Annotated in this window: 20 protein-coding genes; 1 reads left to right on the top strand and 19 read right to left on the bottom strand. The window is 44.2% G+C overall.

Annotation, left to right across the window (positions count from 1 at the left end; genetic code table 11):
* Positions 1-22: 22 nt before the first annotated feature.
* Genes CARFE_RS0106730 through CARFE_RS14585 form a run of 3 tightly spaced genes read right to left on the bottom strand, consistent with a single transcriptional unit; the run spans position 23 to position 3,262 of the window.
* A complete protein-coding gene (locus CARFE_RS0106730; RefSeq protein WP_028052193.1) occupies positions 23-238 on the bottom strand; it encodes a MoaD/ThiS family protein in 216 nt (71 codons plus the stop codon).
* Positions 231-2,024: an aldehyde ferredoxin oxidoreductase family protein gene (locus CARFE_RS0106735; protein ID WP_028052194.1), complete on the bottom strand. Its 1,794-nt coding sequence runs from the start codon at positions 2,022-2,024 to the stop codon at positions 231-233. Before CARFE_RS0106735 ends, CARFE_RS0106730 begins: the two co-directional genes overlap by 8 nt.
* Entirely contained in the window at positions 2,024-3,262 is a 1,239-nt protein-coding gene (locus tag CARFE_RS14585) for an iron-containing alcohol dehydrogenase (protein WP_051250210.1), read from the bottom strand. The genes CARFE_RS0106735 and CARFE_RS14585 overlap by 1 nt, the downstream gene beginning before the upstream one ends.
* Before the next feature lie 238 nt (positions 3,263-3,500).
* Between CARFE_RS14585 and CARFE_RS0106750 the strand changes: the two genes are divergently transcribed.
* A complete protein-coding gene (locus CARFE_RS0106750) occupies positions 3,501-3,896 on the top strand; it encodes a hypothetical protein (RefSeq protein WP_028052195.1) in 396 nt (131 codons plus the stop codon).
* Positions 3,897-4,040: 144 nt separating this feature from the next.
* Here the strand turns inward: CARFE_RS0106750 and CARFE_RS0106755 are convergent, their stop codons facing one another.
* The 16 genes from CARFE_RS0106755 to nusA all read right to left on the bottom strand — a co-directional run bounded on the left by CARFE_RS0106755 (position 4,041) and on the right by nusA (position 17,829).
* Positions 4,041-4,826, bottom strand: coding sequence for an ABC transporter ATP-binding protein (locus CARFE_RS0106755; protein ID WP_028052196.1), 786 nt, complete (start codon positions 4,824-4,826; stop codon positions 4,041-4,043).
* A gap of 13 nt (positions 4,827-4,839) precedes the next feature.
* Positions 4,840-5,211, bottom strand: a complete 372-nt coding sequence (locus CARFE_RS0106760; RefSeq protein WP_011344647.1) for a DnaJ family domain-containing protein — start codon at positions 5,209-5,211, stop codon at positions 4,840-4,842.
* Positions 5,212-5,500: 289 nt separating this feature from the next.
* Positions 5,501-5,848: an EamA family transporter gene (locus CARFE_RS0106770; protein ID WP_028052197.1), complete on the bottom strand. Its 348-nt coding sequence runs from the start codon at positions 5,846-5,848 to the stop codon at positions 5,501-5,503.
* 102 nt (positions 5,849-5,950) lie between these two features.
* Entirely contained in the window at positions 5,951-6,631 is a 681-nt protein-coding gene (sleB, locus tag CARFE_RS0106775) for a spore cortex-lytic enzyme (RefSeq protein ID WP_028052198.1), read from the bottom strand.
* Between the two features lie 215 nt (positions 6,632-6,846).
* Positions 6,847-7,698 carry a deoxyribonuclease IV gene (locus CARFE_RS0106780; protein ID WP_028052199.1) on the bottom strand — a complete coding sequence of 284 codons (852 nt, stop codon included), beginning with the start codon at positions 7,696-7,698 and terminating at the stop codon, positions 6,847-6,849.
* Positions 7,699-9,894, bottom strand: a complete 2,196-nt coding sequence (locus tag CARFE_RS0106785; RefSeq protein WP_011344652.1) for a polyribonucleotide nucleotidyltransferase — start codon at positions 9,892-9,894, stop codon at positions 7,699-7,701.
* A 137-nt stretch (positions 9,895-10,031) separates the two neighbouring features.
* Positions 10,032-10,301, bottom strand: coding sequence for a 30S ribosomal protein S15 (rpsO, locus tag CARFE_RS0106790; RefSeq protein WP_011344654.1), 270 nt, complete (start codon positions 10,299-10,301; stop codon positions 10,032-10,034).
* A gap of 64 nt (positions 10,302-10,365) precedes the next feature.
* Positions 10,366-10,569, bottom strand: a complete 204-nt coding sequence (locus tag CARFE_RS0106795; protein ID WP_028052200.1) for a hypothetical protein — start codon at positions 10,567-10,569, stop codon at positions 10,366-10,368.
* Positions 10,570-10,611: 42 nt separating this feature from the next.
* Complete coding sequence (locus tag CARFE_RS0106800) at positions 10,612-11,535, bottom strand: bifunctional riboflavin kinase/FAD synthetase (RefSeq protein WP_028052201.1); 924 nt, start codon at positions 11,533-11,535, stop codon at positions 10,612-10,614.
* Positions 11,536-11,542: 7 nt separating this feature from the next.
* Positions 11,543-12,409 carry a tRNA pseudouridine(55) synthase TruB gene (gene truB / locus CARFE_RS0106805; protein WP_028052202.1) on the bottom strand — a complete coding sequence of 289 codons (867 nt, stop codon included), beginning with the start codon at positions 12,407-12,409 and terminating at the stop codon, positions 11,543-11,545.
* 2 nt (positions 12,410-12,411) lie between these two features.
* Entirely contained in the window at positions 12,412-13,362 is a 951-nt protein-coding gene (locus tag CARFE_RS0106810) for a DHH family phosphoesterase (protein ID WP_028052203.1), read from the bottom strand.
* Positions 13,352-13,729, bottom strand: a complete 378-nt coding sequence (rbfA, locus tag CARFE_RS0106815; RefSeq protein WP_011344659.1) for a 30S ribosome-binding factor RbfA — start codon at positions 13,727-13,729, stop codon at positions 13,352-13,354. Before rbfA ends, CARFE_RS0106810 begins: the two co-directional genes overlap by 11 nt.
* Positions 13,730-13,735: 6 nt before the next feature.
* Positions 13,736-16,210, bottom strand: coding sequence for a translation initiation factor IF-2 (gene infB / locus CARFE_RS0106820; protein WP_028052205.1), 2,475 nt, complete (start codon positions 16,208-16,210; stop codon positions 13,736-13,738).
* The gene (locus CARFE_RS0106825; protein WP_028052206.1) at positions 16,210-16,524 is read right to left on the bottom strand and encodes a L7Ae/L30e/S12e/Gadd45 family ribosomal protein; all 315 of its coding nucleotides are present in this window, start codon (positions 16,522-16,524) and stop codon (positions 16,210-16,212) included. The genes infB and CARFE_RS0106825 overlap by 1 nt, the downstream gene beginning before the upstream one ends.
* Positions 16,511-16,789 carry an RNase P modulator RnpM gene (gene rnpM, locus CARFE_RS0106830; RefSeq protein WP_011344662.1) on the bottom strand — a complete coding sequence of 93 codons (279 nt, stop codon included), beginning with the start codon at positions 16,787-16,789 and terminating at the stop codon, positions 16,511-16,513. Before rnpM ends, CARFE_RS0106825 begins: the two co-directional genes overlap by 14 nt.
* On the bottom strand, positions 16,789-17,829 hold the full coding sequence (gene nusA, locus CARFE_RS0106835; protein ID WP_011344663.1) for a transcription termination factor NusA: 1,041 nt from the start codon (positions 17,827-17,829) through the stop codon (positions 16,789-16,791). The genes rnpM and nusA overlap by 1 nt, the downstream gene beginning before the upstream one ends.
* Positions 17,830-17,831 lie beyond the last annotated feature (2 nt).

Raw genomic sequence — 17,831 nt, forward strand, 5'->3', positions numbered from 1 at the left:
AAACCTCCGGGGTGTTTTCCTTTTAACCACCGCTTAAGTAGGGAAAGACAAATACTTCATCCCCATCTTTTAGCAGCTGGTTGTCAGTTGCTATCTGTCCGTTAACCGCAATACTAAAGGGATTTTTAAGTCTTGAAGCCAAAAGCTCCTTTAACTCTTCAATACTTCCTGCCGCAAGTTCAATTTCTTCTTTGGGAAGGTCATAAATTAAAGCATAATTTACCTTAACTTTAATCATCCGCCAGTAACCTCGCTAAAAATTCCCGGGATATGGTGCCATCGGAATTCCAGCCCCGAAGTTGATAAAATTCAGGTAGATACTTTTCAATCTCCGGAACGTTACCAAAGGCTCCCCCTTCGGTAAGAGGCTTTTTCACATGCCCGGGTAGCCTATCATCGGCCGGACTGCTTCCCAAATTAAAGGAAATGGCTCTCTTAATTGTAATCGAATTGTTTGCTGCTTCGACCACTTTTTCCGGTGTCCAGGCAACTCCGGTAGTATAAGACAGAGCACCCACTACAGCCTTTAACGGTGTAAAGGCAAAGCTGCATTTTACAAGACAGTTATCAAGTTCCCGTAAGCTCTGGAACTTCACTACTGCTTCAACCCGGCCATCAAGGTTAAACCTCGGTCCCGGCACTACTCCAAAGTCCGGATCCTTAGCAATCCCCAGGTCAACTTCAAAGAAACTTCCTCTTAAATGACAGGCTCCCCTGGGACCGGTTGCATAGGATAACGCCTGACCGGTAAAGGCTCTCGGTTCATGCATGGGTATCTCCAATCTTCTTACAGCCGCAGCATAGTCCTGAGACAAACCAAGCTCTTCGGCGACTCTGGCAACTCCCTTGCCTATCAGCTGACCAATGCCGCTGTTTTCTCCGGTTAGCCTTAACGCTTCAAGAATTCCCTTGCTATCTCCAAAATCAGGCACTTCGGCCTTCAAGTTTTCGGGAAGCAAATTCTCTTCTTTTAAGTACATTAAAAAGGCCAGACTAACACCGGTGGAAATAGTGTCAAAGCCATAACGGTTGGCAATATCATTGGCTTCAACAATGGTATCCATATCAAAGTTTTCCACAAGGGGTCCGTAAGTTACCGCTGTTTCGTATTCGGGACCATCAACAATTCTACCTTTAAAATTAAGTTCGCGTCCACAGGCAATTGGACAACCCCAGCAGGCTTTGGGATGGATTGAATATTCTTCTCTGAACTTTCTGGCATTGACCTTATCTATCGGAAATAATCCTTTGGTAAAATATTTCACCGGAGTATCGCCAAAATAATAGCCAATATCCAGATATCCTAAAGTCCCGTACTGGGTAAAGAGCTCCATTTCCTTCTTATAAGCAGCCGTTAATTGCTTTGCCAATTCTTTCAGCTCTTCTTTAGCAGCAACCGGTACTTCTCCCTGTCCATCGACTACGATGGCTTTTAAGTTTTTACTGCCAAAAACCGCTCCAAAACCCAATCTCCCGGCAGCCCGACCGTGGTCGTTCATCACCGTAGCCATCGGCATTAACCTTTCGCCGGCTACTCCAATACCTGCAATGCTGACATAACTGCCGTAAACTTTTTTGAGCTCTTCCTGCATTTCATAGGAATCAAGACCTTTTAAGTTACTGCCGGGTTTAATCTCCACCCTGCCATTTTTGACTTCAAGATATACCATCTCCGGAGCTTTACCGGTAATAATTAAACCATCAAAACCGGCTCTTTTAAGATATGCCCCAAACTTTCCGCCAGAGGTGGCCTCACCCCAGTACCCGGTTAATGGTGAACGTCCACAAACTGCATAGCGGGAAGAAGCCGGTAGAGCGGTTCCCGTAACCGGCCCGGCCATCACTGCCACATAAGCTTCCGGAGCCAGGGGATCGATTTCCGGCTTAATGAAATCATAAAGAAGCCTTGCTGCAAGGCCACTGCCACCGATAAATTTTTCGGCAAGTTTGAATGGCGTAGGCTTTATCTCAACTTTCCGGTTTGATAAATCAATATACGCTATTTTTCCCGTGTAACCCAGCATTAGCGTACGCCTCCCTTCAGCGTCCCGTAAAAGGATGCCACAAAAATCTCCTCATAATCTTTTGGTGTTACCGGAATGGGGCTTAAAATACTGACCGGGTCAATAAGCGCCCAGGAAACCAGCTCCGGTAACGCTTGCTTAAATGCCTCCTCACTAACCTGCGGATAATCGGAAAACTTAAAGCTAAAGCCGAGCTTTTTATAAAACTCAACCAGTGAATTTAAAAACTCCTCGCCCTTTCCAAAGCCAAGGGCTTTTGCAAGTTCATCGGTTTTGGTTAAGTGTCTGGCGTAAAACTCAAAGACGTAGGGTAAAAATGCTCCAACACATAAACCATGGTGCAGACCAAACTTTTTCCCCAGGGTATGCCCCAATGCATGGTCGATACCGGGAGCAGCATTGCTGAAAGCCAGCCCCGCTAAATTAGCAGCAATTAACATTTTTTGCCGGGCTTCTAAATCCCGACCATCCGCCACCGCCCGGGGTAAAAACTTAAAGATTAGTTTTATCGCCTGAAGAGCATAAGCATCGGTATATTCGTTAGCCCAGCCGCTCAAGTACGCTCCTACCGCATGCGCCAGGGCATCAACACCGGTCCAGAGGGTTAGATTTGGGGGAAGAGAAACGGTGAAATTGGGGTCCAGGATGGCAAAGTCGGGAACAAATTCCGGATGGCTGAGACTCATCTTATGGCCGCCTTCGGTTATTACTGCTGCCGAAGTAGCTTCAGAACCGGTTCCAGCTGTAGTTGGAATTGCGGCAAACAGCGCCTTCTTTCTTAATCCAAGGGAATCAACGGGAGATAATTTTCTAAAATCTACATCGGGTCTTTCATATAAAAGCCAAATTACCTTGGTGGCATCGATTACCGAACCACCGCCAATGGCGATGATCAGAGAAGCATCGCTATTTTTTACTGCCTCCACCCCGGCAAAAATATTTTCCACCGGAGGTTCGGGCTGCACTTCATCCCACATTTCAACATGATAACCAGCATTCGAGAAGATTTCTTTAACCTTCTCTGCATTTGGTTTTACGATTTTATCGGTAATAATCAGTACCCGGTTATTTCGACAAATTGTTTTTCCCATCCCCACCAGAGTGTTTAAGGCCCGGGGTCCCATAAAAATCCTGGGTCCAATGACCGCTGACTGTAATCCCCGAACTCCCGAGGTGCCGGCTAAAGTAAATAGTAGCCGCCGCACGGGATCTTCAAAACCATACTTTTCTCTTTCCATATTATCCCCCCAAGTTTTATAAAAATTTAAAGACTATTTATTATTTTCTACAATTTTCTCTTTTTTCCTTTGTTCTTTATAAAATAAATTGTTTACCTTTAAAATAATTCTTTTGCCCAGATTTAACAATATTTTTTTCTTTAATTGTTATATTTTAACAATGAATGGCATTCATTTTTTAAAAAATGCAACATTGAACATCACCCGGTAAATACTATTCTTAAGGAGGTATTAAGCGATGGAGCTTAAAAAAAACGAGCGGTCAATTTTAGCGTACTTTCCCTCCAGTGCTAAAGCCATAGATGCCGCCGAAGCCCTTAAAGCCAAAGGAATTAATGACGTACAGGTTGACCGGGTGAGCAGATACGGTGTTGCCAGCAATCCGGAAGTTAATAACCCGATTTCCGGCCGGGGAGTGAGCGGAACCGGTTTAAGTCTTTACTCCGCTGGTGCCAACCAGTTTGGCGATAATGATGCCCGGGTGCTTTTATCAGCTGACCCATCAGTATCGGGGATGACCGCTAAAGGATATGGCACAGCCGGGGGTGAGGCGTTTTTGGTAACTGCAGTAACGACAAAAGATAAAGTAGAACAGGCAGTAAAAATCCTTAAAGAAAAAGGCGCCAAGATATAAAAAAGGCAAAAAAATAACCCGGAAGCGAATTCCGGGTTTATTTTATAGTATTTTAAACCGCTATTTCCAAGGTCTACTGCAGTAGCTTCAAGCTTCGTTTTTACCTCATCGGAAAAATGAAACTCGAGCGGCATTTTCGTTCATTTACATCCCACTCTTAAAAACCTTAAGCCAATACCTTTCTCCCTCTTTTTCAACTATAACCGGCAGGTCGTAAAAATCTGTTAAAAGCTCTGAAGTCAGTACCTCATCTTTTTTGCCCGCGGCAAAAACTTCTCCATTTTTTAACAACAGGACATGGGTTATCCCAGCCACAATTTCCTCGGTATGATGTGATACCAAAATAATTGCAGGTCCACATTCTTCCCGGCAAAGGGAGTCAATATCGGAAAGTAGTTTCTCCCGGGCTAAAAGGTCCAATCCTGCCACCGGTTCATCTAAGATTAAAAGGCGGGGATTGTTAATTAAAGCCCGGGCTATTAAAACTTTCTGCTTTTCCCCCTGCGACAGGGTTTGATACTGGCTGTTAGCCAGGTTAGATAAGTTAAATTTTTCTAAAAGCCTAAGGGCTTTTTCGACATCCTCTTCTTGCGGCCGGTCAAAAAGCCCTATGGTGGCAAAAAGACCGCTTAACACCACTTCCAAGGCTGTTTCCCGAACATAAAGCTTTTCCTGCAAAGAAGAGCTTACAAAACCAATTTCCCGGCGAAGCTCCCTTAAATCATAGCGACCAAATTTCTTTCCAAGTACCTCGACGTCACCTTTCGATGGGTAGTAATACCCGCAGATAACATTTAAAAGGGTAGTTTTGCCAGCTCCGTTTAAGCCCAGGACTGCCCAATGCTCACCCTGGTTTATTTCCCAGGTAATATTCTTGAGGATTTGCTTCTTTTCCCGAATTAAGTTCACGTTTTTTAGTTTTAAAACCAATACTCCTCTCCCCTTATCTAAAACGTCCATAAATTTTTCCAAGATAAGCTTTTAAAGCCGGTGAATTTTGCTTTTTCCGTTTTTCCATTAAAAGATTAAAGCGCAGGATTTTTTCGTTAATTTTTTTCTTTATTTCCTTCTTTTCTTCTTCATCATAGCAGCAATCGATAAGATTTTGTAAAGTCACCAATTCTTTTTTGAGCTGCATTTCTTCGGGCAGCACACCGGCATTTTTTAAAATGATATATCCTGCGCGTAAATCTTCCGGGATCATGGACAAATCCTCGGGAATAATTTTTTGCCCCTTTCCCGGAAGATTATCAAAAACCCCATTTTCCATAGCTTCCCGAATTCTTTCCTCCGCAAGATGCATCAAGATATCCATTAAAGCAACTCTCCTTTAGCAACCGAACTACTTTGCCTTCCACATAGTATTAGACATTCCAGGAAAAATTCCTTCTAAAAAAATAAACCCCGTAAAATTACGGGGTTATTGTTCCACATACAGTTCTAATAAAGCTTTGTCCATTTCACAATCCGGGCAAATTTCCTCCCCATCGTCAATAATGCAGTAGCAAATAGGGCAACGTTTTTCCACTTAAAACCACCTGCTACGAAATATTGAGTATATTATTAACAACAGATATTATAGTAAGATTTTTTTGATTTGTAAACTACTTTTTCACAATTAAACTTACGCCTAATACAACCAGCAAGATGCCAATTACCTGGGTAAAAACAATTTTTTCCTTTAAAAATACTCTGGCCATTACCAACACAAAAATATAACTTAAGGAAAGTGCGGGATAGATCTTACTGACCTGTTCCCGGGCTAAAAGCCAAAACCATAAGAAAGTTTCGGTAACGTACATGAAAATTCCTGAAATAATGTAACCATTCATAAAAAATTTTATTAAACCAGTCAAAGTAAAAGTAAAAGGCATTCTTTCCATCCCAAGCTTCCAGAAAATCTGCCCCAGGGCTATCATAAAAGCACAAATAACGGCTAAAAGTAAATACATTTCTACCACCTGGATTTACTATACCACAGGAAGTGAAAACTAGCAAAAAAGACGGTTCTAACAGCAGAAAAATGGATGCTGTCAGAACCGTCCCTAACGGTACTATTTGGTGAAGACGTGGTTACCGATGCGGGCGGTAACTACCCGGTTAGCAAACCAGGGATGGTTTGACTTTTGGGGGTTATAGAAGTACAAAGCGCCGTTGGAAGGGTCAATCCCGCGTAACGCATCAGCCACCGCCTTCTTCGATTCAGCAGATACCGTTACCTGCCAGAACCAACCGTTCAGGATTGGTTCAAAAGCTCCTTTTTGCAAAATTACTCCCCGAACATCGTTAGGAAAAAGCGGTGATTTTACCCGGTTTAAAATTACCGCGGCCACCGCCACCTTGCCCAGATACGGCTCACCTCCGGCTTCCGCTTCCACCATGCGGGCAAGTAGCTCCTGGTCTTCCGGGCTGATACGAAAAGCGCTCCGGGATACAGAAGTGGAAGTCCGGGCTATTAACCGCTTCATCGTTACCGGACCAACAATACCGTCTACTTTTAAACCCTCTTTTTTCTGAAACGCCATAACCGCTTTTTTGGTAGAAACGTCAAAATACTTATCCACTTTGTAGACCTTATAACCCAAACTTACAAGTTTTCTCTCAATCTCCAAAACTTTTGAGCCGTAACTTCCAACCTTGTAATAAACCACCTGCGACGCCAAAGCTTCAGATACAACTGCTACAGGGAGTAATAGCATAAAAATTAAAGAGAACACTGCAAAAAATTTTTTCATGTTTATCCCTCCTTAAAAGTTGGTTTACGGAAAAGCAAAAATCTGCCCTTCCTTGGACGCTTTTAAGAAGGTATAAAAGCAGACACTACAATTGTAACTATTTCTAATCTTTTTGCCAAATTAGCTACGGCCCCATAAAATAAGAAAACCCGGCTTTACGCTTTTTCCCCAAAAAGCATAAGCCAGGCTTTCACGTATCCTAACCTATGAGACGATTAACGGTCCGCTGGAATTTTCAGGACTTCCTCTCTTAGCTTTTTTAGCTTCGCCAAATCTTCCTCAATCCCCGGTTCCGGTGTTTCTAAAATCCACGGCACCCGGTTAAAAAAGGGTGAATTCAGTAAATTAATAAACCCTTCTCTCCCTATATATCCCTGCTCTAAATTTTCATGCCGGTCTTTTCGCGAACCAACGGGGTGTTTGGAATCATTTACGTGAAGAAGACAAAAGCGCTCTTCCCCGATTTTCTCCCTAAACTCCCGGGAAAAGGCGGAAATCCCTTCCGGCGAAACGTCATCATAGCCGGCCGCCAGCAAATGACAGGTATCAAGGCAAATCCCCAGTTCCTCATGACCGGTCTCGGAAATGATATAAGCCAGGTGGTCAAGGGAATATCCCATTTCATTGCCGCTACCGGCGGTATTTTCAATTAGGATTCTTGTCTTGAAATTCTCGGAAAGCAGTATTTTAAGCCCTTCTACCATCCGGGCTAACCCCCGCTCTTCGCCTGCCCCGCGGTGGCTTCCAACGTGGACTACCAAAAAGTCAGCATGAAGCTGGTCGGAGCGGTAAAGGTCTTCCCGGATCATAGCTACGCTTTTCTGAAACATCTCTTCTTCGGGAGAAGCTAAATTCATTACGTACGGGACATGAACCACTAAAGGATAAAGCTTATACTCCTCTTTAAACTCTAAAAAACCCTTTAACTCTTTTTCGTTAAAGGGTTTAGCTTCTCCACCCCGGGGGCTTCGGGAAAAGATCTGAACCCCTTCGGTTTTATTTTTTATAATTCTTTCTTTAAGTTTTAAGAGCCCGCCGGCAATGGAAAGGTGTAAACCAACGTTCATTTATTTTCCTTCCCTTCGGGGTTTATGAATTGGGGGATTTTTCTTTTCCCTTACTTCCTCCGCTGGGATCGCATCTTTCCGGGAAAGTTTCAGCCTACCCTGGTTGTCGTAACCAATCGCCTTAACCAAAATCTGGTCACCTTCTTTTACCACATCTTCCACTCTCTTCACCCGGGAATGGGCAAGCTGACTGATATGTACCAAGCCTTCTTTGCCGGGAAGGCCCAGCACACCTGGAACTACTTCCACAAAAGCTCCAAAGTCAGCTATCCTGGTAACTTTCCCAAGATATACTTTGCCCACTTCAATTTCTTTGGTAAGGTTTTCAATAATGTTGAGAGCTTTTTCGCCCGCTTCCTTATCCACCGCTGCAATGAAAATCCGACCGTCGTCCTCAATATCGATTTTGACTCCTGTTTCATCAATAATTTTCTTAATTATTTTACCGCCGGGGCCAATTATATCCCGAATCTTTTCCGGATCCACGGTGGTAAAGATTATTCGCGGAGCATAGGGCGAAAGTTCTTTCCTTGGTTCGGAAATTACTTCCAACATCTTGCCCAAAATATGCATCCGGCCTTCCCGGGCCTGGGCTAAAGCTTTTGTTAATATATCCCGGGTAACGCCAGCGATTTTAATATCCATCTGCAGAGCGGTAATGCCATCTTTGGTACCGGCAACTTTAAAGTCCATATCCCCCAGAGCGTCTTCAATTCCCTGGATGTCGGTTAAGATGGCTACTTCATCTCCCTCTTTAATTAAACCCATAGCCACACCAGCTACCGGCGCTTTGATGGGAACACCGGCATCCATTAACGCTAAAGTGCTACCGCAAACTGAACCCATGGAAGTTGAACCGTTAGACTCTAAAACTTCCGATACTATCCGGATGGTGTAGGGAAAAACTTCCTCCGGCGGAATCACCGGCTCAAGCGCTCTTTCGGCCAACGCTCCGTGGCCGATTTCCCGCCGCCCCGGCCCGCGCATTGGGCGAACCTCACCAACGCTGTAGGGTGGGAAGTTATAATGGTGCATAAAACGCTTGGATTCCTCTATCCCAAGGTCATCAAGAATTTGCACATCGCCAACAGCACCTAAAGTAACAATACTTAAGACCTGAGTTTGTCCCCGGGTAAAGAGACCAGAACCGTGAGTCCGGGGTAGTAGCCCCACTTCACACCAGATTGGCCGCACTTCGTCAGTCTTCCGGCCGTCAATTCTAATGCCTTCTTTTAAGATCTTCTGCCGAACGATTTCTTTTTGAATGCTGTCCAAGATGCCTTTAATGGTAAGCTCTTCTTCGGGATAAGTTTCCAAAAACTTGGTTGTAAGTTCCTTTTTTAAATTTTCAAGATATTCATCCCGCTCCTGTTTGTTAAATTTTTCAGCTATAATTTTTTCAATTGCTTCTTTAAGAAGGGGATAAGCTTCCGCGGTAACCGCTTCCTTGAGCTCCGCCTTCTCTTCCACCACTACTTCCATCTTCTCCTTGGCCAGCCCGAGCTTTAATGCTTCCTCCCTAAACTCTTCGATAAAGGCAACAATTTTCTTAACTTCTTCATGGCCTCTCGTTATAGCTTCAATCATAATTTCTTCGGGCACTTCCTGGGCGCCTGCTTCCACCATCATCACCGCATCCCTGGTCCCAGCAACCACTAAGTGCAGCCGGCTTTTTTCCGCCTGCTCAATGGTGGGATTTATCACCAGTTCATCCTCCACCAACCCCACCACCACTGCACCAATGGGACCTAAAAACGGCAGGTGGGAAAGGGTAAGAGCAGCCGAAGCTCCGTTCATCGCGGCAATTTCCGGGGGATTATCCTGATTTACCGATAAAACCGTTGCTACAATATGGACATCGTTTTTAAAGCCTTTTGGGAAAAGAGGACGAATAGGACGGTCAATTAAGCGCGCCGATAAAATTGCCTTTTCACTGGGACGTCCTTCCCGCTTAATAAAACCTCCGGGAATTTTACCAACAGCGTAAAACCTCTCTTCGTAATCTACTGTCAGCGGAAAGAAATCAATGCCTTCCCGGGGCTCTTTACTTCCGGTAGCCGTTACCAGAACTACGGTATCGCCATAGCTTACCAAAACCGAACCGCTGGCCTGGGTCGCAACTTTACCTGCGGTAAGCTTTAACGGCCTTCCTGCAATCATTATTTCTTTTTCTAAAATCTGCCTTCCCGTGGTCATATATATCGCAAGTAACCTCCTTAAAATCCCGTAATATATTGTAAAAAAATTCGACATTATTTATAGTATTTCCTGCCAAAAAATCAATAATACTTAAGAAAATTCCTGATATAGGAAAAGCGGGGGTAATCCCCGCTTTACTTCCTTAAACCTAATTTTTCGACAATGGCGCGGTAGCGCTCAAAGTCTTTCCGCTTTAAGTAATTAAGAAGAGACCTCCGCTGGCCGACCATCTTTAAGAGGCCACGCCGGGAATGGAAATCCTTTTTGTGCACCTTTAAGTGCTCGGTCAGCTGGTTGATTCTTTCGGTTAAAATGGCAATTTGTACTTCCGGCGAACCGGTGTCCTTTTCGTGCAGCTGATACTTGGAAATAATTTCCATTTTCTGTTCTTGCGTTAAAGCCACTTCCTTCACCTCCTCCTACCATAATCGCCAGAGATCAAGTAATAAACCTAACCTCTGGTTAAGCCTAAATGTCCTCAAGTTTCTTGGACAAAAAGGCAATTAAAGCATCTTCCAAGGCAGCGGATTCCGCATCTTTTATTTTAGCTTTTTTATATTGTTTGGTCAAATCTTTTTTTAATTTAATGAAATCTTTTTTTAAAATAATCCGGGAAATTTCCGAAATCAGTTCCCGGTAAAACTGTTCTTCCCTGTCCTTCAGGTTATACACGGCTCAAAACCCACCCTTCGGTAAAGGTTATGAGCCAATAATTTAATTTATTCCTTGTAAAGCTTCTTTAACATCTAACTCGATTTGTTTTTTTAATTCTTCCAGGGAATTAAATTTTTTCTCGGGACGAATTTTCTTTAAAAAACTAACCTTGAGTTCCCGGTGATAAAGATTAGCTTTATAGTTTAAAAGATGAACCTCTAAAAGCGGACGACTTTCAACTTTTACCGTCGGGCGCACTCCGAGATTAGCAATTCCCGGAATCTTTACCTCTTCTCCGGTTATTTCTACTTCTACCAAATAAACGCCGTACTGCGGTAAAACCAGGTTTTCCTGCGGCAAAATGTTGGCAGTAGGAAAGCCAATTTTCCGGGCAAGCTTATCGCCCCCGATTACCTTGCCTTTTAAAAAATAAGTGTAGCCAAGCATACCGTTGACCTTAGCAATATCCCCGGCCGCTAGTTTTTCCCGAATTGCCGTTGAACTCACCACTTCCTGGCCAAAGGTAACCGGCTCAACCACCTCCACTTTAAACCCAAAACGTTCTCCCGCTTTAATCAGGTCCGTTACCCTGCCGGCTCCCAGGTGGCCAAAAGTATAATTAAAACCTGCCACCACTCCCGCCAAATTAAAATTTTCCAAAAGCATATTTATAAACTCCCCGGGGGAAAGCCGGGCGTATTCGGGGGTAAAAGATTCTAACACAGTAAATTCCAGCTCTTCCGCAGCAAATCTCTTAAGACGCTCGTCTAAAGGAAGGATATATTTTACCTGTTTTCCCTGAAGCACCTCTAAAGGATGGGGCCAGAAAGTATACACCCCGGGACAGGCCCCGATTTTACCGGCTAAATCCCGGGTAACCCGCAAAAGCTTCTGGTGACCAAGATGCACTCCGTCAAAATTGCCTAACGCTAACACCACAGGGCAATTTAAAGTAAACTCCCTGGAACCGTGAAAAACCTGCAACTATTACTCACTCCCCAAACCGGAAAACCTTTTCCGGTCGAAAAATTTGCCCGCAAATCATGCCTGTGGCTATAATCTTTTCTCCATAATAAGCAAACACCGGTCCAAAATTTTCCCCTTTAGTTTCAACCTTTACTCCTCCGCCATTTTTTACCCTGAGGTACTGCTCCCTGGTTAAGTTTATTTTTGGAAAATCTTGAAATAGCTGTTCCGGAGGAATAAGGGTAAAATCTTCGTGAAGAAGGTTACTGTCGTTTAACAAAAAGGGTCCGGAGCGGGTGCGAAGCAAAAATTTCAGGGTTGCCCCCGTTTTAAGTAAATTACCGATCTCATTTGCTATGCTTCTAATATATGTTCCCCGGGAACAACGGATATACAACCGCACCGCCGGCTGGGGCTTGTCTGCTAAGAATTCCAACAATTCAATACTATCGATAAAAACCTTCCTTTTCGGGGGTTCTACCTTTTCCCCCTGGCGTTGATAACGGTATAAAGGTTTACCCGAAACCTTAACCGCCGAAGCAAGAGGCGGGGTTTGCTCGATTTCCCCATGAAAATGCCCAAGTACTTTTTCTATATCGCCAGCGGTTAAAAAGGAAGCGTCCTTTTGCTCCAAAATTTCCCCTTCCATATCCCAGGTAGCAGTGGTAATGCCAAAAACAATTTCCGCCAGGTATTCTTTCATAGCTATATTTTCCAAATATTCTATTAAGCGGGTAGCCTGCCCCACTGCCACCGGTAATACTCCTGCCGCTGCAGGATCAAGAGTACCTAAATGCCCAACTTTCCCGGTTTTTAATTTTTTCCGTACATAAGCTACCACATCGTGGGAAGTCATCCCCGGCGGTTTTAACAGGTTGATAAAACCATCCATTTTTAAAACCTCTTTTTGACCTCGGCTAAAACTTGTTCCACCGCATCCGCCAGCGACATTTTCAGGGTGCAACCGGATGCCTTTTTATGGCCACCACCGCCAAACTTAGCAGCAATTTCGTTGACATCAATAGTTTTGGACCTAAATCCTACTTTAATGCTGCCATCCCTGGTTTCCCGGAAAAGAATGCTAATTTCCACACCGGCAATTCCCCGAAGATAGCTGGCAATCGAACTAATGACTTCTTCCCCTTCAATAAAACGCTCGATTTGTTCCCTGGTAAATTTTACCCAAGCAATTTTCCCATCGGCTTCAAAGGTCAGGGAGTTTAAGGCTTCCCGAAAAAGAAGGACGCTATCCCTGGGTTTTTCCATATAAAGCTTTTCGTTGATCATTGCCAGATCAAAGCCTTTTTGGGCCAAAAAGGAAGCCACAGCAAAACTTTTGGCGGTAGTATTGGTATACTGGAAAGAACCGGTATCAAGGGTAATACCGGCATAATAGGCCGCAGCTACCCACTCATCCCAGGGTAAACCCAGGTCTTCATGGATTTGCGGCAAAATCTCGCAGGTAGCCGAAGCTTCGGGCACGACTATGTTTTCCACTCCAAAATAAGTGTTGCTGATGTGATGGTCAATATTTATAACCCTTTGCGGGTTTGAAGTGACCACCGCCAATGCTTCTTCTCCTAAACGTTCCGGGTCGGCAGTATCCAGAGCAATTATTAAACTGTCTCCGGTAAATACTGCCGGATCGGAAGTTATACGGGGAAAGTCAGGAAAAAAGGAAAACAGGCGAACCGGTTTATCTTTTAGGTACATTACCACTTCAAAGCCATTTAAACGTAAGGCCCGGCCAAAACCCAGAATTGAACCCATAGCATCCCCATCGGGCAAGATATGGGACGTCACAATGATTTTGCTATATTTCTTCAATAGGTCTTTAAGACTCACTTTCGTTCTCTCCTGCTTCTTTTTTAAGACCTTCCAAGATTTCCATAATTCTTGCTCCATATTCAATAGAAGGATCTTCTACAAAATACAGTTCGGGCATTATTCTAAGTCTAACCCGCGATGCTAATTCTCCTTTGATAAATCCTTTGGCACTATTTAAAGCAATGAAGCTATTTTTTTTATCTTCCTCACTGCCATAAACGCTGATATAAATTTTCGCCTGGCTCAAATCCCTGGCTAAATCAACTTTGGTAACCGACACAAATCCAAGCCTGGGGTCCTTTACTTCCCTGGAAATGATAGCCGCCACCGCTTCTTTGATTGCCTGGGCGGTTCGTTCGTGTTTATGGGAAGCCAAAACCCTCACCTCGCTTTATTCCAGTGTTCTTTTAACCTCTTCTATGGTAAAAGCCTCGATAATGTCTCCTTCACGAATATCATTAAACTTCTCAATAGTCAAACCGCATTCATATCCCTGGGCTACTTCCCGCACATCATCTTTAAACCGCTTTAAAGATTCCACGTTTCCTTCATGAATAACGATTCCATCCCGTATTACCCGCACTTTTGCCGAACGGGTAATTTTACCTTCCAGTACATATAATCCGGCAATTGTCCCAACTTTCGATGCTTTAAACGTTTTCCGCACCTCAGCCCGTCCCAGCACCACTTCTTTTTGTTCGGGTTCCAATAGACCAGCCATAGCAGCTTTAATGTCATCTAAAAGCTCGTAGATAATCCGGTAAACCCGCACATCGATCTTTTCCGTTTCGGCTAATTTCCGGGCATTGCTATCGGGACGAACGTTAAAGCCAATAACAATGGCGTTGGAAGCCGAGGCTAACATGATATCCGTTTCGGTTATAGCGCCTACACCCGAGTGAATGACGTTAACTTTAACTTCCTCGGTGGAAAGACGGGAAAGGGACTGTTTAATGGCTTCCACCGAACCGTGCACATCCGCTTTTAAGACGATATTTAATTCTTTAATTTTTCCTTCCTGAATATGTTTAAATAAATCTTCCAAAGAAACTTTGCTGCTGGCTTTTAATTCTTCTTCCCGCTTTTGCTCCTGCCGCTTCTCGGCTAAGGTCCTTGCGGTCTTTTCATCGTCAACTACCACCAAAATATCTCCGGCACTGGGCACATCGTTTAAACCCAGAACCTCTACCGGCATTGAAGGAGTTGCTTTTTTGACCCTCCGGCCTTTATCGTCCATTAACGCCCGTACCCGACCGTAGGTTAAACCAACAACCACCACATCTCCCACATTTAAAGTTCCGGATTGAACCAAAACCGTAGCAACCGGTCCCCGCCCTTTATCTAACTTGGCTTCAATTACCGTACCCCGGGCGGGTTTATTGGGATTAGCCTTGAGTTCTTTAAGATCCGCCACCAATAAGATCATTTCCAAAAGTTCTTCAATCCCGATTTTCTTTAAGGCCGAAACTTCCACAAAAACCGTATCGCCACCCCAGGCTTCGGGAATCAGGCCATATTCGGTTAACTGTTGTTTAACCCGGTCCGGCTGGGCATTGGGTTTATCAATTTTATTTACTGCAACGATAATTGGTACCCCTGCCGCTTTAGCATGGTTTATAGCTTCCACCGTTTGCGGCATGACCCCGTCATCGGCAGCCACCACCAAAATCGCTATATCGGTCACCTGGGCACCCCGGGCGCGCATTGCGGTAAAAGCCTCATGACCAGGGGTATCGATAAAGGTAATCTTCCGGCCGTTATGCTCTACCTGATACGCCCCGATATGCTGGGTTATTCCCCCCGCTTCGGTGGCAGTAACATTGGTTTGACGGATTGCGTCTAAAAGCGATGTTTTACCGTGGTCAACATGGCCCATTACCGTTACAATGGGCGGTCTTGGTTCCAGGCTTTCCGGATCATCGGGAGTTTCTTCAAGAAGCCAGATGTCTTCTTTTTCTTCCTTTTCCACCGTTACTTCATAGCCAAAGTCGGTGGCAATAATCGTGGCGGTATCGGCATCAATTTCCTGGTTAATTGTTGCTAAAATGCCATAACTCATCAACTTCTTAATTACTTCCGCCGCCGATTTACCCATAATTTTAGCAAATTCCTGAACCGTCATCCGTTCGGGAATAACAATTGCTTTGGGTTCAGCAGCAACCGGTTCTTGTTTTTCTTGTTTTTTCTCTTTTTTCAGATTCAATTTCTTTTCTTCCAGAGCAAAAACTTTTTCTTCCTTCTTTAAAGCCTTTTCCCACTCCCGTTTTTTATCCGGAGCACCTTTTCTCCTTTCCGGTTCTTTATTTTCACCTTTAGGAGCTTCAGGTTTGGGGATTGCCGGAAGTACTCCCTTCTTCTTCTCCTTAGGGAAAGGCGGACGATCCTTTTTCTCTCCAAAGGGTTTTGGCCCCTGAACTCCCCGCTCTTTATCAAAACGCCGCCGGTCCTCCCTCGGGCGATTTTGGTTAAATGAGCGCTGTTCACCCGGTCGGCGACCTTTATCCTTATCCCTGGGTTCCAGTCGTTGATTACCGGCATACCTTTGGCCCTGGGGCCGGTCAGACCGCTGTTCCCGCGGGCGGCTTTGACCCCCTTGCTTTGATTGTTGCTGCTCTTTTTGCCTCTGGGGGTGAGACTGCAGCTTCTGGGCTTCAGCTTTTTGCTCCACTTGTTTCTTTTCCTGCTCCTTTTTTTCTTTTTCTTCTTTTTCCCGGTTTAAAGCTTTTAACAGAAGATTTAAATGGTGATTTTCTACCGTACTCATGTGGGATTTTACTTCAACCCCAATTGCCTTTAAACGATTGATAACTTCCTTACTTTCCATGTTTAACTCTTTGGCAATTTCAAAAACACGCTTTTTGCGCATTAATTCACCCCCTGGTCATTACCAATTTCTTTTAAAAATTTCTGCCAAAATCCCCTGTCTTGAAAGCCTAATATTCCCGTGGGACGGCGGTTTAAAATCCTGCCTATTTCCTCTTTAGTGCCCCAGTTAACCACCAAAGTTCCCTGCTCCTTTGCCAGAAGTTCTATTTTCTTCTTTTGTTTTTCCGAAGTATTTACCGCTAAAATAACTCCCTCAATTTTACCCCTTTTAAACCCTAATAAAACCTCCGTTTCTCCCACAAGAAGTTTTTTTGCTTTAAAAGCTAAACCTAAAATACCTTCAACTTTGTTCACTTTCCGTTAACTCCTGTTGTAATTTTTCGATTATTTCGGGAGAAACCGGATGATTTAGAGCTTTTTCAAACTTTTTACCCTTTTTAGCTTTTTCAAAGCAACTAAGGGATGGGCAGATGTAAGCGCCACGGCCCGCCTTTTTTCCGGTTTTATCAATTAATACTTCCCCTTCGGGAGTTCTAACTACCCGAATGAGTTCTTTCTTGGGTTTCATCTCCTGACATCCAAGGCACATCCTCATCGGGATTTTTTTCTGTTTGGCCATTAAATCCCCCCAACCTGCGATTCGCTCTTGATATCTATTTTCCAACCGGTGAGCTTAGCCGCAAGTCTGGCATTTTGTCCTTCCTTGCCAATTGCTAAGGAAAGCTGGTAATCGGGTACAACTACCCGGGCAACTTTTTCATCCTCGAAAACCTCCACACTGGTAACCTTTGCTGGACTTAAAGCATTGGCAATAAATTTTGCCGGATCAGGGCTCCACTTCACTACATCAATTTTTTCGCCATTTAATTCTTCGACAATATTTTTTATTCTTAGCCCTTTGTTCCCGACACATGCTCCAATCGGGTCTACATTTTCATCTTTACTGTATACAGCGATTTTCGAACGGGAACCCGCTTCCCGGGCAATACTCTTAAGTTCTACCGTTCCGTCATAAAGTTCGGGTATTTCCAGTTCTAAGAGCCTCTTTAAAAGGCCGGGATGCGTTCTCGATAAAATTATGTTTGGTCCCTTGCTGGTTTTCTTCACTTCAACCAGGTAAGCTTTTATCCTATCACCAAATTTATAGTTTTCACCGGGAATTTGTTCCTGCGGTGGAAGAATTGCCTCGGTTTTGCCAAGGTCGACATAAACATTTTTCTGGTCAACTCTGCGGATAATTCCGGTTATGATATCCCCCTCACGGCTGGAAAACTCTTCGTAAATTTGATTTCTTTCTGCTTCCCTGATTCTCTGGATAACCACCTGCTTGGCATTTTGCGCTGCAATCCGGCCAAAATTCCGCGGAGTTACCTCAATTTCCAGGACATCGCCGAGATTTAGTCTTGGGTCTTTTTCCCGGGCCTCTTCTAAACTTATTTCCAACCGGGGGTCTTTAACTTCTTCCACCACGGTCTTTAAAGCGTAAACTTTTACTTCACCGGTAACCCGGTCAATATGCACCCGGGCATTCTGGTTAATCCCATAATTTTTCTTATAAGCGGACAATAACGCCTGTTCCGTTGCTTCTAACAGTACTTCCGCCGGAATCCCCTTTTGCTTCTCAATTTCCTGCACTGCCTGTAAAAATTCTGTATTCATCA

This window comes from Carboxydothermus ferrireducens DSM 11255 (genome assembly GCF_000427565.1).
GTDB lineage: Bacteria > Bacillota > Z-2901 > Carboxydothermales > Carboxydothermaceae > Carboxydothermus > Carboxydothermus hydrogenoformans.

Excerpts from the sequence above, each read along its gene's own strand:
- CARFE_RS0106730 (WP_028052193.1), bottom strand. The coding sequence starts at position 238 with ATGATTAAAGTTAAGGTAAATTATGCTTTAATTTATGACCTTCCCAAA.
- CARFE_RS0106735 (WP_028052194.1), bottom strand. The coding sequence starts at position 2,024 with ATGCTGGGTTACACGGGAAAAATAGCGTATATTGATTTATCAAACCGG.
- CARFE_RS14585 (WP_051250210.1), bottom strand. The coding sequence starts at position 3,262 with ATGGAAAGAGAAAAGTATGGTTTTGAAGATCCCGTGCGGCGGCTACTA.
- CARFE_RS0106750 (WP_028052195.1), top strand. The coding sequence starts at position 3,501 with ATGGAGCTTAAAAAAAACGAGCGGTCAATTTTAGCGTACTTTCCCTCC.
- CARFE_RS0106760 (WP_011344647.1), bottom strand. The coding sequence starts at position 5,211 with ATGGATATCTTGATGCATCTTGCGGAGGAAAGAATTCGGGAAGCTATG.
- CARFE_RS0106770 (WP_028052197.1), bottom strand. The coding sequence starts at position 5,848 with ATGTATTTACTTTTAGCCGTTATTTGTGCTTTTATGATAGCCCTGGGG.
- sleB (WP_028052198.1), bottom strand. The coding sequence starts at position 6,631 with ATGAAAAAATTTTTTGCAGTGTTCTCTTTAATTTTTATGCTATTACTC.
- CARFE_RS0106780 (WP_028052199.1), bottom strand. The coding sequence starts at position 7,698 with ATGAACGTTGGTTTACACCTTTCCATTGCCGGCGGGCTCTTAAAACTT.
- CARFE_RS0106785 (WP_011344652.1), bottom strand. The coding sequence starts at position 9,894 with ATGACCACGGGAAGGCAGATTTTAGAAAAAGAAATAATGATTGCAGGA.
- truB (WP_028052202.1), bottom strand. The coding sequence starts at position 12,409 with ATGGATGGTTTTATCAACCTGTTAAAACCGCCGGGGATGACTTCCCAC.
- infB (WP_028052205.1), bottom strand. The coding sequence starts at position 16,210 with ATGCGCAAAAAGCGTGTTTTTGAAATTGCCAAAGAGTTAAACATGGAA.
- rnpM (WP_011344662.1), bottom strand. The coding sequence starts at position 16,789 with ATGGCCAAACAGAAAAAAATCCCGATGAGGATGTGCCTTGGATGTCAG.
- nusA (WP_011344663.1), bottom strand. The coding sequence starts at position 17,829 with ATGAATACAGAATTTTTACAGGCAGTGCAGGAAATTGAGAAGCAAAAG.